Genomic DNA, 17,668 nt, shown 5'->3' with positions numbered 1-17,668 from the left:
TCTCACATTCGCATCACCGACCCCCGACGCGCTAGTGAGGAGGAAGCCTCGTGTCGGTTCGCCGCCGGACGGCTCAGCCGAGGACCTGGAAGCCGAGGGCTCGCGCCATCGTGACGGCCTGCATCGCGTCGACGATCGCGCCGGAGCGCTGCACGGCGGTCGGATCCAGGCCGGAGAGGTCGCTGCCGCGCAGGTCCGCACCGGACAGCCGGGCGCCACGCCACTGCACGTCGGACAGGTCGCCACCGCTCACGGTCGCGCCGGTCAGGTCGGCACCGGACAGGTCGACCTCCCGCATGCGTACGCCGGTGAGGCGCGCGCCGCGCAGGTCGGCACCGGCGAGCGTGACGAACGACCAGTCGCCGCCGTCGACGGTCAGCGGACGCAGGTCGCACCGGTCGAAGCTGCTGCCGACCAGCTTGCAGCCGGTGAACTCCGCCTCGAACAGGTTGCAGCGGGTGAACACGCACCGGGTGAAGGCCGAGTCGACGTGCCGGGAGACGTTGAACAGCACGTCACCGAAGGTGCAGCCGTCGAAGACGGCACCCCGGCTGGTGGCCTCGGTCAGGTCGACCCGGTGGAAGGTGCACCCGACGAAGTGCCGGTCGGTCAACTCCTCCGCGTACCAGTCCTCGTCGTGGAAGGTGACGCCCTCGATCGGCTCCGGCATGAGGGGGAGACTAGCCAGTGACACCGACAACCATCCGCTTCCCGGCCCCCGTACCGGCCGGTAGGTTCGGTCGGATGAGCATGGTACGCAGCATCGAGCCGACCGAGGTCGGTCTCGACCCGACGCGGCTGGCCCGGATCGACGCGCACTTCGGCCGGTACGTCGACGACGGTCGGCTCGCCGGTTTCCAGGTCCTGGTCACCCGGCACGGCGAGATCGCGCACAGCGCGACGTACGGGCTGCGGGACCGTGAGGCGGGTACGCCGGTGGAGGCGGACACGCTCTGGCGGATCTACTCCATGAGCAAGCCGATCACCTCGGTCGCGGCGATGCTGCTCTGGGAGGAGGGCCGCTTCGAGCTGACCGACGAGATCGGCCGCTGGCTGCCCGAGTTCGCCGACATGCGGGTCTACTCGAAGGGCTCGACGCTCAAGCCGTACACGGTGCCGGCGATCGAGCCGATCCGGGTCTGGCACCTGCTCAGCCACACCTCCGGGCTGACGTACGGCTTCATGCAGACCTCGGTGGTCGACGGCCTGTACCGGGCCGCCGGGTACGACCTGTACCCGCCGTCGGACGTGGATCTGGCCGGGGCCTGCCAGGTCTTCGGTGAGCTGCCGCTGCTGTTCCAGCCGGGCACCGCGTGGGGTTACTCGGTCGCCACCGACGTGCTCGGTCGGCTGGTCGAGGTGGTCTCCGGGCAGAGCCTGGACACGTTCCTGCGGGACCGGATCCTGGATCCGCTGGGCATGACCGACACCCGCTGGCACGTGGCGGGGGCCGACGCCGCGCGGCTGGCCGCGCTGTACGTGCCGGACCCGGCCACCGGTCGGGCGGTCCGCCACGACCGGCTCGGTGACCTCGCGTACGCGAAGCCGACCCTGCTCTCCGGCGGCGGTGGCCTGATCTCGTCGGCCGGCGACTACCACCGGTTCACCCAGATGCTGCTGCGCGGCGGCGAACTCGACGGGGTACGCCTGCTCGGCCCGCGCACGGTGCGCCTGATGACCCGCAACCACCTGCCCGGCGGCGCAGACCTGGGCACGCTGTCCACGGGCGGGTTCGCCGAGACGACGCTGGACGGCATCGGGTTCGGCCTCGGCTTCGCGGTGGTCGACGACCCGGTGCCGAGCCGACTGCCGAGCAGCGTCGGCGAGTACTACTGGGGCGGGGTGGCCAGCACCGCGTTCTGGGTCGACCCGTCCGAGCAGCTCACCGCACTGCTGTTCACCCAGCTCATGCCGTCGAGCACCTGGCCGCTGCGCTCGCAGCTCCGGCAACTCGTCTACTCCGCACTGGTGGACTGAAGGACGGCCGCTACTGGTGGACTGAAGGATCATCAGCACTGGTGGACTGAAGGATCGCCGTTCCGCCGACGTGCGCCGGGCCCGGTCCATAGCCTGGGCTGGTGAGCAACATCGTCGTGTTCGGGGCGGGCGGTACCGCAGGTTCCCGCATCGTCGTCGAGGCGTTCGGCCGGGGACACCGGGTGGTGGCCGCGGTACGCCGACCGGAGGCCGTCTCGTACCTGCCGTCGGGCGTACGGGTGGTCACCGGGGACGCCACCAGCGAGCGCAGCGTACGGGAGTTGGCGCCGGACGCCGACGCGCTGGTGGTGGCGATCGGCGGCGGTGACCGTACGCTCTGGCCCGACGCGGCCCGGACGCTGCTCCACGTGCTGAGCGGGATGCCGGCCGCGCCCCGCGTGATCCACGTCGGCGGCGGGTCCACCCTGCTCAGCCCCGCCGGGAGCCGGTTGCTCGACGAGCCGGACTTCCCCGCCGAGTACCGGGACGCCGCGCTGGGCCAGGCCGACGCGCTGGACGTCTACCGGTCCGCTGCCGACGGGGTCACCTGGACCTACCTGTCCCCGCCGCCGCTGGAGTTCCATCCCGGCGAGCGCACCGGCCACTACCGCACCGGCATCGACCAGCCAGTGACCGACGACGATGGCCGCAGCGCGCTCAGCTACGAGGATCTGGCGGTCGCGGTGGTCGACGAAATCGAAAGCCCCCGTTTCCGGAATATGCGCTTCACTGCTGCCTACTAATTCCTCGATCTTGAGAACGAGCAGCTAGCGGGTTAGATTCGAGCCGCAGTGACCCGGGATGTTCACCCCTGACTCCCGGGTCCGTACCTCGAATCAGGAGGCTTGCTCTTGTCATCCCTCGACGACACCGTGACACCCTCGCACGAATCGTCCCGCTCCACTGTGTTCAACCGTCGGCGCATGCTGACCGTCGCGCTCGGCGGGGCGGCCACCGTGGCGCTCCCGGCGCCGGCCTGGGCCGCCGACGACAAGCGGCCGGGCGCGCACCACCCGCCCAAGCTCACCCCCCAGGACCGCAAGGTCATCGCCCAGCTCTCCCCCCGCCGGGCGCTGGAGCACCTGAAGGTGCTCTCCGAGGACATCGGCCCGCGCATCGGCGGCACCGAGTCCGAGCGGCGGGCCGCGAACTACCTGGCGGGCCAGTTCGACAAGCTGCGCTACGACACCACGCTGCAGCCGTTCCCGGTGGCCGACAAGTTCCTCGCCCAGCTCAGCTCCCCCGCCGGCCTGCCCACCGACCTGAACTGGCAGGTCGGGGCCAGTGCCCACGCCGCGTTGGACACCTCGGTCACCGCCGCGGTCATCGACGTGCGGGCGGGTACGGCGGCCGACTTCACCGCCGACGTCGCCGGCAAGATCGTGCTGGTGGACTACGTCGCCGCTCAGCGCGAAGCGCTGGCGGCTCGGGCGGTGGCCGCCGGTGCGGCCGGTGTGGTCTTCCTCCCGGCCGACCTGGTCGAGCCGCGCCGCGCGTCGGCGTTCTCGCCCACCCTGCCCGGCTCCGCCGCCGCGCCGCTGGGCATCCCGGTGGTCGGCGTCGCCCAGGCGCAGAAGCACCGGCTGCGGGCGCTGCTCGCGTCAGGACCGCTCACGCTGACCATCGCCACCACCGCGCACCGCGGCCTGACCTCGTACAACGTGCTGGCCGAGCGGCGTGGACGGTCCGGCGCGAACGGCCCGGTGGTCATGGTGAGCGCGCACTACGACTCGGTGATCGGCGCGCCGGGCGCCAACGACGACGGCTCCGGCACCGTGCTCTGCCTGGAACTTGCCCGGGTGCTCAAGGCGATCCCGATCAATGCCACCGTCCGGTTCGGCCTCTGGGGCTCGGAGGAGCAGGGCCTGATCGGCTCGCGCTACTACGTCCGCGAGCTGCCGCAGGTGGAGCGGGACCGGATCCTCGCCGTCTACCAGAACGACATGGTCGCCACGAGCTGGGACCCGGCGACGCGGTACTGGCTGCTCTCCTTCACCGGCCAGGCCAACCGGGCCACCGACGAGGTCTCCGCCGCGGCGCTGCGACTCGGCTACCAGCCGCAGATCTCCCCGGTGACCCAGCGCGGCGCGAGCGACCACCAGTCGTTCCAGGAGGTCGGCATCGCCAGCGCGAACTTCTCCTGGCGGGGTGAGGAGTCTCCGGCGCTGCTGGAGCCGCCGTACCACAGCCCGGAGGACACCATCGCCAAGAACATCAGCCTGGAGCGGTTGCAGGTGTCAATGGAGCTGATCGGCTGCGCGACGTACGCGACGGCCGGACACTGACACCAGCACCGGGGCGGGCGGGGCACGGCGAGAGCCGGGTCCCGCCCGTCGTCAGTCGGCCAGTCGGGCCGGGAAGCCGCCGGTGGCGATCGGCCCCCACGAGGTGATGGTCACCCGGATCAGCGACTTGCCCTGCCGCGCCATCGCCTCCCGGTACTCGTCCCAGTCCGGGTGCTCCCCGGAGATGCTGCGGAAGTACTCCACCAGCGGCTCCAGGGCGTCCGGCAGGTCGAGGACCTCGGCGGTGCCGTCGAGCTGCACCCAGGGTCCGTTCCAGTCGTCGGAGAGCACGCACGCCGACACCCGGGGGTCCCGGCGGATGTTGGCGACCTTGGCGCGTTCCGGGTAGGTGGAGATCACCAATCGGCCGTCGGCGTCCACCCCGGCGCTGACCGGCGAGGACTGCGGGCGGCCGTCCGGCCGGGTGGTCATCAGCACCACCTGGTGCCGGGGGCGGACGAAGGCGAGCAGGTCGTCGCGGTCGACCCGGGTGTTGCGAGCGATCGTGCGTGGCATCGTTCGTTTGTACCAGCCGTCAGCCGATCCGGCCCGCGGACGGCTGGCGGGGCACCCGGGAACGCGCCGAGGGACGCCAGGCGCGGCCGTTGGCGTAGATCACCCGGAAACCCAGGTACGAGGCGAGCGGCGCCCAGTGCGCCGAGCCCATCCGCAACTCGGCGGCGTTGTGCCGCCGGCCGTTGGCCAGCACGTCGAGCAGGACGGTCTCGAACGCCGCCGACTCGACCCAGTCCACCTCGCGGGTGAACCCGCAGATCAACGCCGCGCCGGTCACCTCAAGGAACTCCCGCAGCACCGACTCGGGGGCGCGCAGCACCGAACAGCTACCGAAGTAGAGCCGGCGGCCCTCGCAGCGCCCGGCCATCAACTCCGCCACCTCTGTCAACTCGACCGACTGCCAGTCGGTCAGACACAGCCGGTTCGGCTCGCCGTGCATCGCGAAGAAGCCCAGCCGGTGGTCGGCGTACTGCTTGAGCAGCCAGCGGTCGACGAAGTAGAACAGCTCGTCGCGGGTGGCCGCGTCCTTGTGGATGAAACGGACCCTGCCCAGCCGTTCGAGCAGTTCGAGGGTGGGCAGCACCGAGCCCCGCTCGTTGAGGTCCCGGTGCCACTGGCCCTCGACGCAGAAGATTCCTCCGCGCGCCACGCCCGCCTCCCCGTCGTCGCCCGGCGCTGAGGTTACCGGGCCGGCTCGGCCCGGCGACATCACCCGTCCTACCGTCACCTGCGACTTTCCGTCCCGCGACGGCGGCTTTGCGGCACGGCCGGGGTGAATGCCCGGTTCCCGAGAATCGGACTAATTCCGGGTCAACCGGCTAGTGACCATCATCCCGAGAGGAATTCGCGTTAATCGTCACCAACCGGCTGTTGAGGTGCGAGTGTGGATTCACGGGACGGTGGTGCACGTCCCGGAATGCCACCCCATTCGCTCTCCCAGCAGGAGGACTCTCTGTGCGCGCACATCTGATGAAGCGGGCTGTCCTCGCCCTCGCCCTGGCCGTGCCGGGTGCCGCGATCGCCTCTGCGGTCGCCGCGCCGCCGGCCCACGCCGACGGCTGCTACACCTGGAACCGCACCCTGTCCCGGGGCAGCTCCGGCAGCGACGTCCGCGAACTGCAACTGCGGATCGCCGGGTGGGCGGGCACCAACAGCGTGGTGGAACTCGACGGCCACTACGGCCCGAAGACCGCCGCCGCGGTACGCCGTTTCCAGTCCGCGTACGGCCTACGGTCCGACGGGGTCGCCGGGCCGCAGACATTCCGGAAGCTGTACCAGATCCAGGACGACGACTGCACCCCGCGGCACTTCACTTGGAACGAGATGGACGACGGCTGTGGGCGGGGTGGCTGGACCGGTGGTCCGCTGACCGCCGCGCAGACCCGGCAGAACGCGCTGCGCACGATGTGGAAGCTGGAGGCGCTGCGCAAGAGCCTCGGCGACAAGGCACTGACCGTGACCAGCGGCTTCCGCAGCAGCACCTGCAACACCCAGGTGGGTGGGGCGGCGGACAGCCAGCACCTCTACGGCAACGCGGCCGACCTCGTCTCCGACGCCAGCACGCTGTGCCAGATCGCGCGCGCGGCCCGCAACCACGGTTTAAGCGGGATCATCGGCCCCGGGGTGCCGGGCCACAACACGCACGTGCACGTGGACTCGCGCCGCGAGAACAACCAGGACGACAGCGAGAACAACACGTACTGGGCAGCGCCCGAGTGCGGGATCGCGCCCGGCTACCGCTGAGTCGCGACGCCGGCCCGGGCGTGGGCGGGGGGATGCCCGTACGCCCCGGGCCGGCGTCGTACCGGCGGACGAGCCCGCTCAGCTCGCCCGCGGCCAGCGCGGCGCGGTGGCGGGGGGTGCCACCGGCCGGCCGGGGGTCCGGACACCGGCCCGAGCGGCCGGAGCGGCCACCCTCGGCACCGGGCCCCGCGCCGGGTAACCGGCGGGGTTCGTGCGTGGCGGATATCCGGCCGCGCCCGCACGCATCGGGTGACCGCCGGACCGCTCGGCACCCGCCGGACGGGCGACCGGGGTACGGCCCTGTTGCGGCCCGTTCACCAGGAACGGGAAAGGTACGTGGACGAACGGGTTGCCGTGCCGGATGAGGGCATCGAGCTGTCGTTCGTTGAGCCCGTGGTCGAGCAGTACCTTCCGACCCCAGCGATGCAGCCGGCAGGGGAATCTCGCGCCGTCGTTGCGGCAGAGGGCCCCGCTGGGCCATTCCTCCGCCGCGTGCACTACTACCGCCCGTACCGCTACGCGGACATCCTCGGGGGTCAACGGCGTCGGGACCGGCAACTCGCCCAGAATCTGATCGATGGGATCCGTCGACTGACCATCAACTCGCACGGCAGGCCTCCCGCAGTTCGGTGGCGATGCGCCTGAGCACCGCACCTCGCTCATTGATACGGCCTGGCGAGCGGGAAAGTTCAAACCAGATCGGCTTCCGGTTAACCGAGAGTGGCGGCCGACGCCGCCGGCATCCCGTCAGACCAGCCCGGCGTCGTGCACGAGGAGCGCGACCTGCACCCGATTGTTGAGACCGAGCCGGGTCAGAAGCCGCGAGACGTACGCCTTGACGGTGGCGACGCTCATGAACAGCTCGGCGGCGATCTCGGCGTTGGTACGCCCCTGGCCGATGGCCATCGCCACCGCGCGTTCCCGCTCGGTGAGACCGTCGAGCAGCCGGGTGGCCCGTTCCTGGCGCGGGTCGCTGGCGGTGCCCACCGTGACGTGCGTGATGAGGGTCCGGGTGACCGTCGGTGACAGGGTCGCCTCCCCGGCCGCCACCCGGCGCACCGCCTGCACGATCTCGGCGGGCGGGGTGTCCTTCAGCAGGAATCCGCCGGCACCGGCCCGCAGCGCCCGCAGGACGTGCTCGTCGGCGTCGAAGGTGGTCAGCACGAGCACCTCCGGCGGTCGGGGCAGCGCCCGCAGTGCCTCGGTGGCGGCCAGCCCGTCCACCCTCGGCATCCGGATGTCCATCAGCACCACGTCCGGCCGGCAGGTGTCGACCGCCTGGACCACCTCGCCGCCGTCGGCCGCCTCCCCGACCACCTCCAGGTCGGGCGTACCGCCGAGGATCATCGACAGGCCGGCGCGCACCAGCGCGTCGTCGTCCACGATGAGGACCCGGATCGGACGTGGAGCCGCCACCGGCGGCACCTGCTCCGGGGCGGTCACGACGCCGGCCAGGGCAGCCAGGCGGCGAGCCGGAAGTCGCCGCTGTCGTCGCGGCCGTGTTCCAGCCGTCCGCCCGCCAGGGTGACCCGCTCGGCGACACCGACCAGCCCGGTGCCGGTACCCGGGATCGCCGGCACGGCCTCGCCCACCGGCCACCGGTTGCGGATCTCCACGGCCAGCCCGTCGCCGGGGCCACCGCTGAGCCCGACCGTGACGGCCGCGCCGGCGGCGTGCTTGCGGGCGTTGGTCAGCCCCTCCTGCACGATCCGGTAGACGCTGCGCCCCAGCCCGGCCGGGAGCTGCTCCGGGTCGCTGACCCGGTCCCGGAGGTCCACCCGGGTCCCGGCGGCCCGGGACTCGGCGACCAGCGCGGGCAGGTCGTCGAGGGTGGGTTGCGGGCGCTCCGGCTCGGCGGTCAGGGAGGTGTCGGCCCGCAGGACGCCGATCACCTCACGCAGGTCCTGTAGGGCGGCGTGCGCGCTGCCCCGGATCACCCCGGCGGCCCGGGAGACCTCCTCTCCGGTGGCGTCGGGCCGGAACTCCAGCGCACCGGCGTGCAGGCTGAGCAGGGAGATCCGGTGGGCCAGCACGTCGTGCATCTCGCGGGCTATCCGGGTGCGCTCCAGTTGCTGGGCCTGGGCCACCCGGAGCTGCTGCTCGGCCTCCGCCCGCTCGGCGCGTTCGCGTAGCGACATCACCAGTTGCCGACGCGCCCGCACGAACATCGCCCAGGCCATCACCAGCAGGGTGATCACCACGCCCCAGATGGTCGCGGCCCAGTAGCTGCTGTGCGGGTCGGGGCGGAACAGGGCGAAGAACATGTTGCAGACCAGCCCGGCCGCGGTGACCGCCAGCGCCACCGCGGTACGCCGGTGCACCACCACGGTGAAGTAGATGATCAGCAGCGCGGCGATGGAGGTGACCGAGACCATGGTCAGCGGCAACGTCACCAGCACCAGCCCGAGCGGCCATCGACGGCGCCACCAGAGCGCCACCGTGCAGGCCAGCCCGACGACCGCGTCCGCGACGATCATCCAGCCGTACGGCAGCCGCTCGGCGAAGGTCGGAGCCGGTGTGAGGGCGTCGAACGTGGCCAGCACCACCCAGCCGAGCGAGACCAGGAAGCAGGTGCTGTCGATCAGCCAGTCCCGCATGGTGCGCCGGGGGCGACGGTCGGCCGCACCGAGCGCCCCGGGCAGCAGCCACGGGTGCTCGGGGACGACAGGGCTGGTCACAGTCGTCATGGTAGGCAACCGTCGAGGGCTGGGACCAGCTACCAAAGTCGGCCCTTCAGGGTCGACCTTGGTCTAGCCGGTGTCGACCGGCGGCCGCTGCGGACAGCCGGGTGGCCCCGGCAGCCTGATCGGCATGATTGTCGTAGACCAGCTCACCAAACGGTACGGGCGGCACACCGCCGTCGATGACGTGTCGTTCCGCTGCGAACCGGGCACGGTCACCGGCTTCCTCGGGCCCAACGGTGCGGGCAAGTCCACCACGATGCGGATGCTCTGCGGGCTGACCCCGCCCACGTCCGGCACCGCCACCGTCGCCGGACACCCCTACCGCCGACTGCCCAACCCGGGTCGCGTCGTGGGCGTCCTGCTGGACGCCTCCGCCCAGCACGCCGGGCGCAGCGGCCGGGAGGCGCTGGCGGTGGCGGCGGCCACGATGGGCGTGGACCGGCGCGCGGTGGGAGAGGTGCTCGACCGGGTGGGCCTGAACGCGGTCGCGGCCCGGCGGCGGGTACGCGCGTACTCGCTGGGGATGCGCCAGCGGCTCGGCCTGGCGCACGCGCTGCTGGGCGACCCCCGGGTGCTGGTGCTGGACGAACCGGCGAACGGCCTCGACCCGGAGGGGATCTTCTGGATGCGCGGCCTGCTGCGCGACTTCGCCGACCGGGGCGGCACCGTGCTGCTCTCCTCCCACCTGTTGCGCGAGGTCGAGGCCGTCGCGGACCGGCTGGTGGTGATCGGGGGCGGCCGGATCGTGGCGCAGGGCGACAAGGAGGAGTTGCTGGCCGACGGCGGCACGCTGGTGCGCTCCCGCGACCGGACAGCGCTGCGGGGCGCCCTGGAGCGGGCCGGCCTGCCGGTCAGCGAGGGCACCGACGGGCTACTGGTCCGCGCCGACACCGACGCGGTCGGCGAGGCCGCGCTGGCGGCCGGCGTCGCCCTGACCGAGTTGCGGCCGGCCGGGAGTGGCGGCCTGGAGCAGCTCTTCCTCACCCTCACCGCGACCGGCGCACCACAGTCCGCCGAGACCAGCACCACCGAGCCGACCAGGGAGCCCGTCCGATGACCACCACCGTCGCCCCCGAGGACACCCGGCCGGTCACCCCGGCGGCCGAGCAGGCGCCGTCGCTGACCCGGCTGACCCTGGTGGAGCTGCGCAAGCTCGTCGACACCCGGGCCGGCCGTTGGCTGTTGATCACCATCGCGCTGGTCGCCGCCCTGATCGCCACCATCCAACTGGTGTACGCCGAGGACGCCGAGCAGACCTTCGTCGACTTCTTCATCCCGTCGCTGCTGCCGATCGGGCTGCTGCTGCCGGTGCTGGGCATCCTGTCGATCACCAGCGAGTGGTCTCAGCGGACCGCGTTGACCACCTTCGCCCTGGTCCCCCGCCGGGCCCGAGTGATCACCGCCAAGCTCGCCGCGGTGGTGCTGGCCGCTCTGGCATCGGTGCTGGTCAGCCTCGCCGTAGCCGCCGTGGCGAACCTGATCGCGGACGCCACCGGCGGCGCCGGGACCTGGCGGATCGAGGGGTCGCTGATCCTGCACGCCACCGTGTTCCTGGTGTCGAGCGTGCTGATGGGCGCCGCCTTCGGCCTGCTGTTCCTGCACACGCCGCTGGCCATCGTCTCCTACCTGGTGCTGCCGAACGTCTGGATGATCCTCGGCGAGCTGATCCGGCCGCTCAACCGCAGCGCCGAGTGGTTGGACACCGGGCGCACCATGGGGCCGCTGTTCACCCCGGAGGTGACCGCCGGGCAGTGGGCCCGGCTCGCGGTCTCGCTGTTGGTGTGGCTGGTCGTACCCTTGGTCGTCGGTTTGGTGCGGACGATGCGTCGGGAGGTGGCGTGACGGCGTACGGCACGCCGACCGTGGTCAGCGGGGGTCGACTGGAGACGCTGCTGATCTGGGTCGGGTTCCCGTTGGCCGGCGGTGCCGCAGGGGCGGGGCTGGCGGCCGGGGCGGGCTGGATCGCCGGCCTGGCCTGGGCCCCCGCGCAGGGGCTGTTCCGTCTGGTCGACGGCATGCCCGACCAGCAGGCCCTGGCCGCCGGGGCGGCAGTCGGCGTGCTGGCCGGGCTGGTGTTCGGTGCCGTCGCGGCCGCCGATCGGGTCGTCGTCGAGGTGGCGGTGGACCGGGTACGCGTACGGCGCGGCAGCAAGGAGCGGGAGTTCGCGCGGCGCGACGTCCGGACAGTCCACCTGGACGGCAAGGATCTGGTGCTTCTCGGCGCGGACGACGAGGAACTCGTTCGGCGGCGCTCCGATCTTCCCGGCGCCGACCTGGCCGGGGCGTTCCGGGAACACGGCTGGCCCTGGGCGGACGAGGACCCGCACCGGACCGCCTACCGGCTCTGGGTACCCGAGCTGCCCGGGTTGCCGCCGGGCGCCGACGCGCTGCTCAAAGCGCGGCAGAGGGCCCTGGACGACGACCGGGGCGACGAGGCCGGTGAGTTGCGGACCGAGTTGGCGCGTTACGGCGTGGTGGTCCGGGACGAGGGCAAACGGCAGCACTGGCGGCTGTCCCGGTCGGCGTCGCCGCCGCAGTGAACCGGTGCGGGCCGGGCCCCACGGGGGAGCCCGGCCCGGTCGGCGTCACCGCCAGGAGTGCCCGTGCGGGTGACCGTGCTTGGGGCCGTGCCCCTTGCCCTTGCCCTTCCCCTTGCCGGGCGCCTTGCCCGGTACGCCGTTCACGGCCGAGGTGTCGTACGCGAACGTGATCACCGAGGCGGCGATCGCGTCGGAGTTGACGTCCAGCGCGTGCACGTTGACGTTGCCCCGGAGCTTGTACTTCTTGTTCAGGGCCCGGTACAACGCCGGGTCGGCACCGTCGGCGACCGGCGTCAGGCTGTCACACGCCTGGTGGTAGCAGGGGTCGTACGCCTCGCCCGCCAGCCCGCCGAAGAGGGCGGCCTCCTCGGCCGTCTTGATGCCCTCCGCGCCGGTGAACAGGCCACCGGCCGGGATGTCGACGGCGATGAACGCCCCGTAGTCCGAGCGGCCGGTGAAGTCCGACGGCACGGTCGGCAGCTTGCGGGAGGCGAAGAACCTCTCGAACACCTGCTCGATCTGCGCCGACCCCTCCGGTCCCGGTCCGGCGCCCTGCTGCGCCGAGTCGTCACCGTCGTAGACCCCGAACACGTAGTTCGGCGAGCCGATCATGTCGAAGTTGAGGTAGAGAGCGATGTCGCCGACCTGCTGCTCGGTCAGGCTGTCCACGTAGTACTGCGAGCCGACCAGGCCCGCCTCCTCCGCGCCCCACCAGGCGAACCGCACCGCGTTGGCCGGTTTGACCTTCGCCATCTGGAGGGCCACCTCCAGCAGCGCGGCGCTGCCGGTGCCGTTGTCGTTGTAGCCCGGCCCGGCCGGGTCCGAGTCGAGGTGCGCGCCGGCCATGACGACGTTGTCGGTGCGGCCGTGCCGGGTCTGCGCGAAGACGTTCTCGGTGCTGCGGACCTCCGAGGTGGTGTCGGCCTCGATGCGCAGGACCAGACCCGCCGTCGCCGCGAACTGCGCCCCGGTGTCGTACGAGACGGAGACGGCCGGGATGCCGACCGGTGCACCGAGGGTGCCGGCGAACAGGTCGTAGCGGTCCGGGTTGGCCTCCGGCGTACCGTTGCCCTGGTTCATCACGATCGCGCCGACCGCGCCGGCGGCCTCGGCGTTGGCCACCTTGTCGCCGAAGCCGCAGGTGCCGCGCTGCATCAGGGCGATCTTGCCAACCACGTCGACGGCGGTGAAGTCACTGGCCTCGCAGCCGGACGTGGAGGCGCGCGGCGGCGTCAGGCTGAGGTCCACCGGGACGACCTGCCCCTGCCCCACCCCGTCACCGGAGTAGTCCATCAGCTCGTAGTCGACGCCCTCGGCGTAGTCGGTCGCGTTCGGTGCCACCTGTGCGAACGAGGAGCCGAACTCCTCATAGAAAGCGAAGTCGAACTGCTGGCGGGTGACCTGGTAGCCAGCCTTCTTGAGCAGCTTCGCCACATAGTCGGCGCTCGCGTCGTAGCCCGGCGTACCGGAGGCGCGGGTGCCGTCGTTGGCGTCGGCGATGGCCTGGAACCGGTCGAGGTGCGTGAGGACGCCCTTGACCGTCACCGCCTTGGTCAGCTTCTTCACCGAGTTGTTGTTCGGGCTCGCCGACACCGGTCCTACCAGTGCCACCGTGCCCACCAGGGTGCCCGCCGCGATGGCGGCGATCACCCTCCTGCCGGAGAAAGGCACCACGATGTGCCACGTCCTTCCTCTTCGGGTATCCGACTCCCCGACCCCCGTGCGCCGGATGTTGCGGCCATCCTGATACACATCGATGACGAGGGCAACGGGACTGTTCGGCCACCTCAGGCCGCCGTCAGGCCCGGTCGGGCCAGCCGATCACGCCGTGCCGCGCCGGCTGTGGCCGGCTCACCGAGGCCAGCAACTCGTCGAGGGCGTCCGCCTCGGCCCACCCGTTCACCGCGATCCGCCCGGTGGTGTCCACAGTGATCTCGACCCGGTCCGGGCTGCCCGACACCTCGTCGAGCAGGCCGGGAAAGCGGTCGCTGAGCAGCACGAACTCCTGGTTGGTGGAGCCCACCCAGGGCCGCTGCCGGTCGATCCGGTCGGCCTCGAAGGGCCCGGCGACCAGCAGGTCGGTCGCGGCCAGCAGGGCGGCGACGTCGTCCCGGCCGGCGTCCACCGCCGCCCGCAGTCGCGCGTACGTGTAGCCGCTGAAGGTCATCACCGAGCGGCCCGCGGCGCGTACCCCGGCGGCCACCTCGGCGAGCGGGGCCGCCTGGTCGAAGGGCTCCCCGCCGAGCAGGGTCAGCCCCTCGGTCGGTGCGTCGAGCACACGCCGCACCAGGTCCGCCGGGGCCACCTCGTCGCCGCCCCGGAAGCTCCACAGGTGCGGGTTGAAGCAGCCGACGCAGCGGACGGCACACCCCTGGACCCAGACGGCGGTGCGCAGCCCCGGACCTTCGGCGCGGGTGGTGGCCAGGAACCGGGCCAGCGCGACGGTCGCCGCCGCGCGTCGCGGGGCCGGACCGCGCTCAGACATCCAGGACGCGTCCGGACGGCGGGTGCCCCGGCCGATGGCCGCCGGGCGGCGTGCAGGTGAGGCGGTCGCGCAGCCGGGCGTACTCGTGCGGGGCCAGATTCGCGGCGGCGGTGAACTCGGCGAGACCACCGAAACCACCCCGACGGTCCCGCGCGTCGACGACCTGCCGCGCCCGTCCCGGGTCGAAGCCGGGCAGCGCCGCGAACTCCTCCCACCGGGCGGTGTTGACGTCGAGCGATCCGGGCCCGCCGCCGTGGTCGACGGTCATCGCGCCCGACTGCTGCCCCGGCAACGGCGGCGGGTACTCGGACAGCGGCGACGGGTGGCCCGGCAGGGGCGGCGGGTACTCGGACAGCGCCGACGGGTGGCCCGGCAGGGGCGGCGGGTAATCCGGAAGGGGTGGCGGATAGTCCGGCAGGGGCGGCGGGAGATCCAGCGGCGGGTGCGCACCAGAAGCCGGCGAGACCGGCGGGTACGCCGGTGACACCGGCGGCTGTGCGGCCGTGGACGGCGCGTACGGCGGCGAGACCGGCTGGTATGCCGCAGTGGGCGGGAACACCTGGCCGGGCGGTGCGCTCCAGCCGCCCTGCGGCGGGTACGAGGTCTGGGCGGGAGCCCCGGGCGGGGGTGCCAGCGCGCCGGGCGGGTACGCACCTTGCTGCTCGGCGTACCAGGGGCGGAAGCCGGCCCGCCAGCGCAGCCAGGACGGGTTGATCACAAGGGCGTGCACGATGCTGGTCACCCAGATCGCCAGGACGCCGCCAACCGCCCAGTCGGTGGCCGTCTCACCCAGTTCGCCGACCAGGATGAACGATGTCCAGCCGAGCAGGGTGTAGACGATGCCCGGGATCCACCACGCCGCCCGCCGCGCCCGCAGCCCCACGAAGAGGAACCCGAAGCCGCCGAGGCAGCTCAGGCCGACCACCGGCAGGACCAGCCACCAACTGTGCAGCAGCCGCCACTTCCAGCTCGCGGCCGGGTTCGCCGCTCGCGCCGCCGGGACGCCCTGATGCGTCCAGCCCGGGTCAGGCGCGCTCGACATCTCGATCCTCCTGTCGTTCGACGTCCTGGGTGCGTGCGTGGTCGGCGGTGTATGCGCTGCTGACGGTACGGGCGGCCAACAGGTCCTCCAGCACCGCCACGTAGTCCAGGCAGCGGTCGCCCAAAATGCCCCTGGTCTCGGCGCTGACCACACCCTCGCTGCTCACGGTGACCACGAGTCGTGGCTGTTCGGCGGTCACGAGCGGGCTCCCTGCACGGCGAAGACCAGGCGGACCGCGTCGTCCTCGGTGACCTGCTCTGACTCCAGCCGCAGCCCGGCAGCCGGTGCCTGCTGCCGCAGCCGTTCCAGCACCGCCCGCTGGACCTGCCGGCCGTACGCGACGTCGACCGCGCGGACCACCTCCACGGCCCTCGGCTCGTCGATGTCGCCGGTGAAGTGCGCCGACCAGATGCCGGCCTCGTCCCGCTGGAAGCTCGCCCGGACGCCGGCCCAGTCCGCGGTGATCGAGTCCGGCGCGACGGCGACCACGGCGGCGGTGTCCCGCAGCGCGGCGGCGAGCAGGTTCTCGTCCCGCATCCGGGTCTGCACCTCGCAGACGATCCGGCCCTCCTGTTCGGAACGGGAGGTGACGCCGTGGGCGGCGGCCACCGCGGCGACGGCGAGGGGTAGCAGCACCAACGAGATACTCACCGCAGGCTCCTTCCGTTCGGCCCGACCATCAGAACTCGACCGCCCGTCCACCGCGCTGGGTCGGCGCGGCGTGCCGGGCACTCCGGTCGACGGACGCCCCGCTGTCCCAGTCCTCGGCGGCGGTGGCGGCCACCGCGCGGGCGTCGGCCCAGGTGCGGATGGCGTCGATCCGTTCGGCCTGGGTGACGCTGAGCGGGACCATGCCGACCACCGCCTGGGCCAGGTCGTCGCGGAGCAGCGGGCGGCGTTCGCCGAACGCGTCGAAGAGCCCGGCGATGACGGCCTGCTCGATCTCGGCGCCGGAGTAGCCCTCGCTGAGGTCGGCGAGCTCGGCGAGCAGCGTCTCGTCGAGGGCGAGCCCACCGGCCACGGCCGGGTTACGCAGCCGCCGGGCGAGGTGGACCCGCCAGATGGCGGCCCGTTCGGCCCGGGTCGGCAGGTCGACGAAGAAGATCTCGTCGAAGCGTCCCTTGCGGAGCAGCTCCGGCGGCAGTTTCTCGATGTCGTTGGCGGTGGCGATGACGAAGACGGGTCGATTCTTCTCCTGCATCCAGGTGAGGAAGGAACCGAAGACCCGGGTGGAGGTGCCGGAGTCGCCGCCTCCTCCGGCGAAGCCCTTCTCGATCTCGTCCACCCAGAGCACGCAGGGTGCGGTCGCCTCGGCGGTGCGGATGGCGGTGCGCATGTTCTGCTCGCTGCTGCCGACCAGCCCGGCGAAGACCCGGCCCACGTCCAGCCGCAGCAGCGGCAGTTCCCAGGCCGCCGCGATCGCCTTCGCGGTCAACGACTTGCCGCAGCCGGGCACGCCGGTGATCAGGACGCCCCGGGGCGCGGGCAGCCCGTACGCCGCCGCCTCGGCCAGCCAGGAGCCGTCCCGCTTGGCCAGCCATCGCTTGAGGTTCTCCAGCCCGCCGACGTCGGCGAGGTTCACGTCCGCCTCGACGAACTCCAGCAGCCCGGACTTGCGTACGGTCTGTCGCTTCTCCTCGTGCACCACGTCGAGGTCCCGACCGTCCAGCACACCGTCGTTGACCATCGCCCGGGCGAAGGCGTTCTCCGCCTCGTGCAGGGTCAGCCCGAGCGCGGCCTTGGCGAACCGCTCGCGCCCCAACTCGTCCAGGGCTATCTGGATCCGGCCGTCGGCGGAGTTGGCGTGGATGATCGCCTCCAGCACCTGCCGGATCTCCGTCTCGCTGGGCAGCGGGAAATCGACGATCGTGACGTCCTTCTCCAACTCGACCGGGATGCGCAGCACCGGCGAGACCAGGATCAGGGTGCGCGGCACCGCGCCGGACTTGAACGCCGCCGCCACGTCCCGCAGCCGGCGGACCACCCCGGCGTTACCGGGCCGCTCGCCGTCGCCGTGCGAGGTGTGCAGATCCTTGAAAATCACCACACTCGGCTGGTCGATCCGCAGTACGGCGTCCAGGGCGTCGGCCGGCTCGGTGGTGCCGGTCCGCCAGACGCCGTCCGGCTGCACCAGACCGGTGGTCAGCGACCAGGTCCACACCGCACGCGGGGTACGCACCAGCGCGGCGTCGTGGGCCACGGCCGCGACCTCGGCGACGGCGCGCTGTTCCTCGGCGGACTCGATGTACAGGATCGGGAACCGCGCCTTGAGCATCTGCGACAACGCATCCCGGAACGACAGTGCCATCCTCGCCTCCCCAGCCGGCCTGGACTGGGGCGGACTTTAACAGCTTCGATCAAGCTCGAAGCGGGCCGGCCGAACGCCACCGACCTGC

At 72.2% G+C, this 17,668-nt stretch carries 18 protein-coding genes; 7 read left to right on the top strand and 11 right to left on the bottom strand.

The genetic code is table 11. From position 1 onward, the window contains the following. Positions 1-73 precede the first annotated feature (73 nt). Positions 74-670 carry a pentapeptide repeat-containing protein gene (locus ABT008_RS03595; protein ID WP_350693333.1) on the bottom strand — a complete coding sequence of 199 codons (597 nt, stop codon included), beginning with the start codon at positions 668-670 and terminating at the stop codon, positions 74-76. 74 nt (positions 671-744) lie between these two features. On the opposite strand from ABT008_RS03595, the gene ABT008_RS03590 reads away from it, so the two are divergent. From ABT008_RS03590 to ABT008_RS03580, 3 genes are all read left to right on the top strand, one after another. Continuing rightward, entirely contained in the window at positions 745-1,977 is a 1,233-nt protein-coding gene (locus tag ABT008_RS03590) for a serine hydrolase domain-containing protein (RefSeq protein WP_350693331.1), read from the top strand. Between the two features lie 101 nt (positions 1,978-2,078). Next, positions 2,079-2,720 carry an NAD(P)-dependent oxidoreductase gene (locus tag ABT008_RS03585; RefSeq protein WP_350693330.1) on the top strand — a complete coding sequence of 214 codons (642 nt, stop codon included), beginning with the start codon at positions 2,079-2,081 and terminating at the stop codon, positions 2,718-2,720. 180 nt (positions 2,721-2,900) lie between these two features. Then, positions 2,901-4,262, top strand: a complete 1,362-nt coding sequence (locus ABT008_RS03580) for a M28 family peptidase (RefSeq protein ID WP_350693329.1) — start codon at positions 2,901-2,903, stop codon at positions 4,260-4,262. A gap of 51 nt (positions 4,263-4,313) precedes the next feature. On the opposite strand, the gene ABT008_RS03575 is transcribed toward ABT008_RS03580, so the two are convergent. Both ABT008_RS03575 and ABT008_RS03570 read right to left on the bottom strand, forming a co-directional pair. Further along, positions 4,314-4,778 (bottom strand): PPOX class F420-dependent oxidoreductase, encoded by a 465-nt coding sequence (locus ABT008_RS03575; RefSeq protein WP_350693327.1) that lies wholly within the window; start codon positions 4,776-4,778, stop codon positions 4,314-4,316. Between the two features lie 19 nt (positions 4,779-4,797). Then, positions 4,798-5,427 carry a DUF6642 family protein gene (locus ABT008_RS03570; RefSeq protein ID WP_350693326.1) on the bottom strand — a complete coding sequence of 210 codons (630 nt, stop codon included), beginning with the start codon at positions 5,425-5,427 and terminating at the stop codon, positions 4,798-4,800. Between the two features lie 305 nt (positions 5,428-5,732). On the opposite strand from ABT008_RS03570, the gene ABT008_RS03565 reads away from it, so the two are divergent. Next, entirely contained in the window at positions 5,733-6,521 is a 789-nt protein-coding gene (locus ABT008_RS03565) for a D-Ala-D-Ala carboxypeptidase family metallohydrolase (RefSeq protein ID WP_350693324.1), read from the top strand. A gap of 747 nt (positions 6,522-7,268) precedes the next feature. Here the strand turns inward: ABT008_RS03565 and ABT008_RS03560 are convergent. Both ABT008_RS03560 and ABT008_RS03555 read right to left on the bottom strand, forming a co-directional pair. Then, the gene (locus ABT008_RS03560) at positions 7,269-7,985 is read right to left on the bottom strand and encodes a response regulator (RefSeq protein ID WP_502890351.1); all 717 of its coding nucleotides are present in this window, start codon (positions 7,983-7,985) and stop codon (positions 7,269-7,271) included. Beyond that, positions 7,961-9,199 carry a sensor histidine kinase gene (locus ABT008_RS03555; RefSeq protein WP_350693323.1) on the bottom strand — a complete coding sequence of 413 codons (1,239 nt, stop codon included), beginning with the start codon at positions 9,197-9,199 and terminating at the stop codon, positions 7,961-7,963. Before ABT008_RS03555 ends, ABT008_RS03560 begins: the two co-directional genes overlap by 25 nt. Before the next feature lie 133 nt (positions 9,200-9,332). Between ABT008_RS03555 and ABT008_RS03550 the strand changes: the two genes are divergently transcribed. Genes ABT008_RS03550 through ABT008_RS03540 form a run of 3 tightly spaced genes read left to right on the top strand, consistent with a single transcriptional unit; the run spans position 9,333 to position 11,745 of the window. Next, complete coding sequence (locus ABT008_RS03550; protein WP_350693321.1) at positions 9,333-10,262, top strand: ABC transporter ATP-binding protein; 930 nt, start codon at positions 9,333-9,335, stop codon at positions 10,260-10,262. Beyond that, the gene (locus tag ABT008_RS03545) at positions 10,259-11,047 is read left to right on the top strand and encodes an ABC transporter permease (RefSeq protein ID WP_350693319.1); all 789 of its coding nucleotides are present in this window, start codon (positions 10,259-10,261) and stop codon (positions 11,045-11,047) included. Before ABT008_RS03550 ends, ABT008_RS03545 begins: the two co-directional genes overlap by 4 nt. Continuing rightward, positions 11,044-11,745: a YqeB family protein gene (locus ABT008_RS03540; RefSeq protein WP_350693318.1), complete on the top strand. Its 702-nt coding sequence runs from the start codon at positions 11,044-11,046 to the stop codon at positions 11,743-11,745. The genes ABT008_RS03545 and ABT008_RS03540 overlap by 4 nt, the downstream gene beginning before the upstream one ends. 45 nt (positions 11,746-11,790) lie before the next feature. Here ABT008_RS03540 and ABT008_RS30440 read toward each other — a convergent pair whose 3' ends face one another. From ABT008_RS30440 to ABT008_RS03505, 6 genes are all read right to left on the bottom strand, one after another. Beyond that, positions 11,791-13,419, bottom strand: a complete 1,629-nt coding sequence (locus ABT008_RS30440; protein WP_502890335.1) for a M28 family metallopeptidase — start codon at positions 13,417-13,419, stop codon at positions 11,791-11,793. A gap of 124 nt (positions 13,420-13,543) precedes the next feature. Continuing rightward, a complete protein-coding gene (locus tag ABT008_RS03525; RefSeq protein ID WP_350693317.1) occupies positions 13,544-14,230 on the bottom strand; it encodes a 4Fe-4S single cluster domain-containing protein in 687 nt (228 codons plus the stop codon). Continuing rightward, entirely contained in the window at positions 14,223-15,272 is a 1,050-nt protein-coding gene (locus ABT008_RS03520) for a ComEA family DNA-binding protein (protein WP_350693316.1), read from the bottom strand. The genes ABT008_RS03525 and ABT008_RS03520 overlap by 8 nt, the downstream gene beginning before the upstream one ends. Beyond that, positions 15,256-15,471, bottom strand: a complete 216-nt coding sequence (locus ABT008_RS03515) for a DUF2997 domain-containing protein (RefSeq protein WP_350693314.1) — start codon at positions 15,469-15,471, stop codon at positions 15,256-15,258. The genes ABT008_RS03520 and ABT008_RS03515 overlap by 17 nt, the downstream gene beginning before the upstream one ends. Then, a complete protein-coding gene (locus tag ABT008_RS03510) occupies positions 15,468-15,923 on the bottom strand; it encodes a hypothetical protein (protein ID WP_350693312.1) in 456 nt (151 codons plus the stop codon). Before ABT008_RS03510 ends, ABT008_RS03515 begins: the two co-directional genes overlap by 4 nt. Positions 15,924-15,951: 28 nt before the next feature. After that, on the bottom strand, positions 15,952-17,580 hold the full coding sequence (locus tag ABT008_RS03505) for a Ycf46 family AAA ATPase (RefSeq protein ID WP_350693310.1): 1,629 nt from the start codon (positions 17,578-17,580) through the stop codon (positions 15,952-15,954). Between the last annotated feature and the right edge of the window lie 88 nt (positions 17,581-17,668).

It is taken from the genome of Micromonospora sp. NPDC002389 (assembly GCF_040296095.1).
Classification (GTDB): Bacteria; Actinomycetota; Actinomycetes; order Mycobacteriales; family Micromonosporaceae; genus Micromonospora.
Note: the sequence above shows the minus strand (reverse complement) of the source record. Positions and strands in the feature narration are given on the sequence as shown.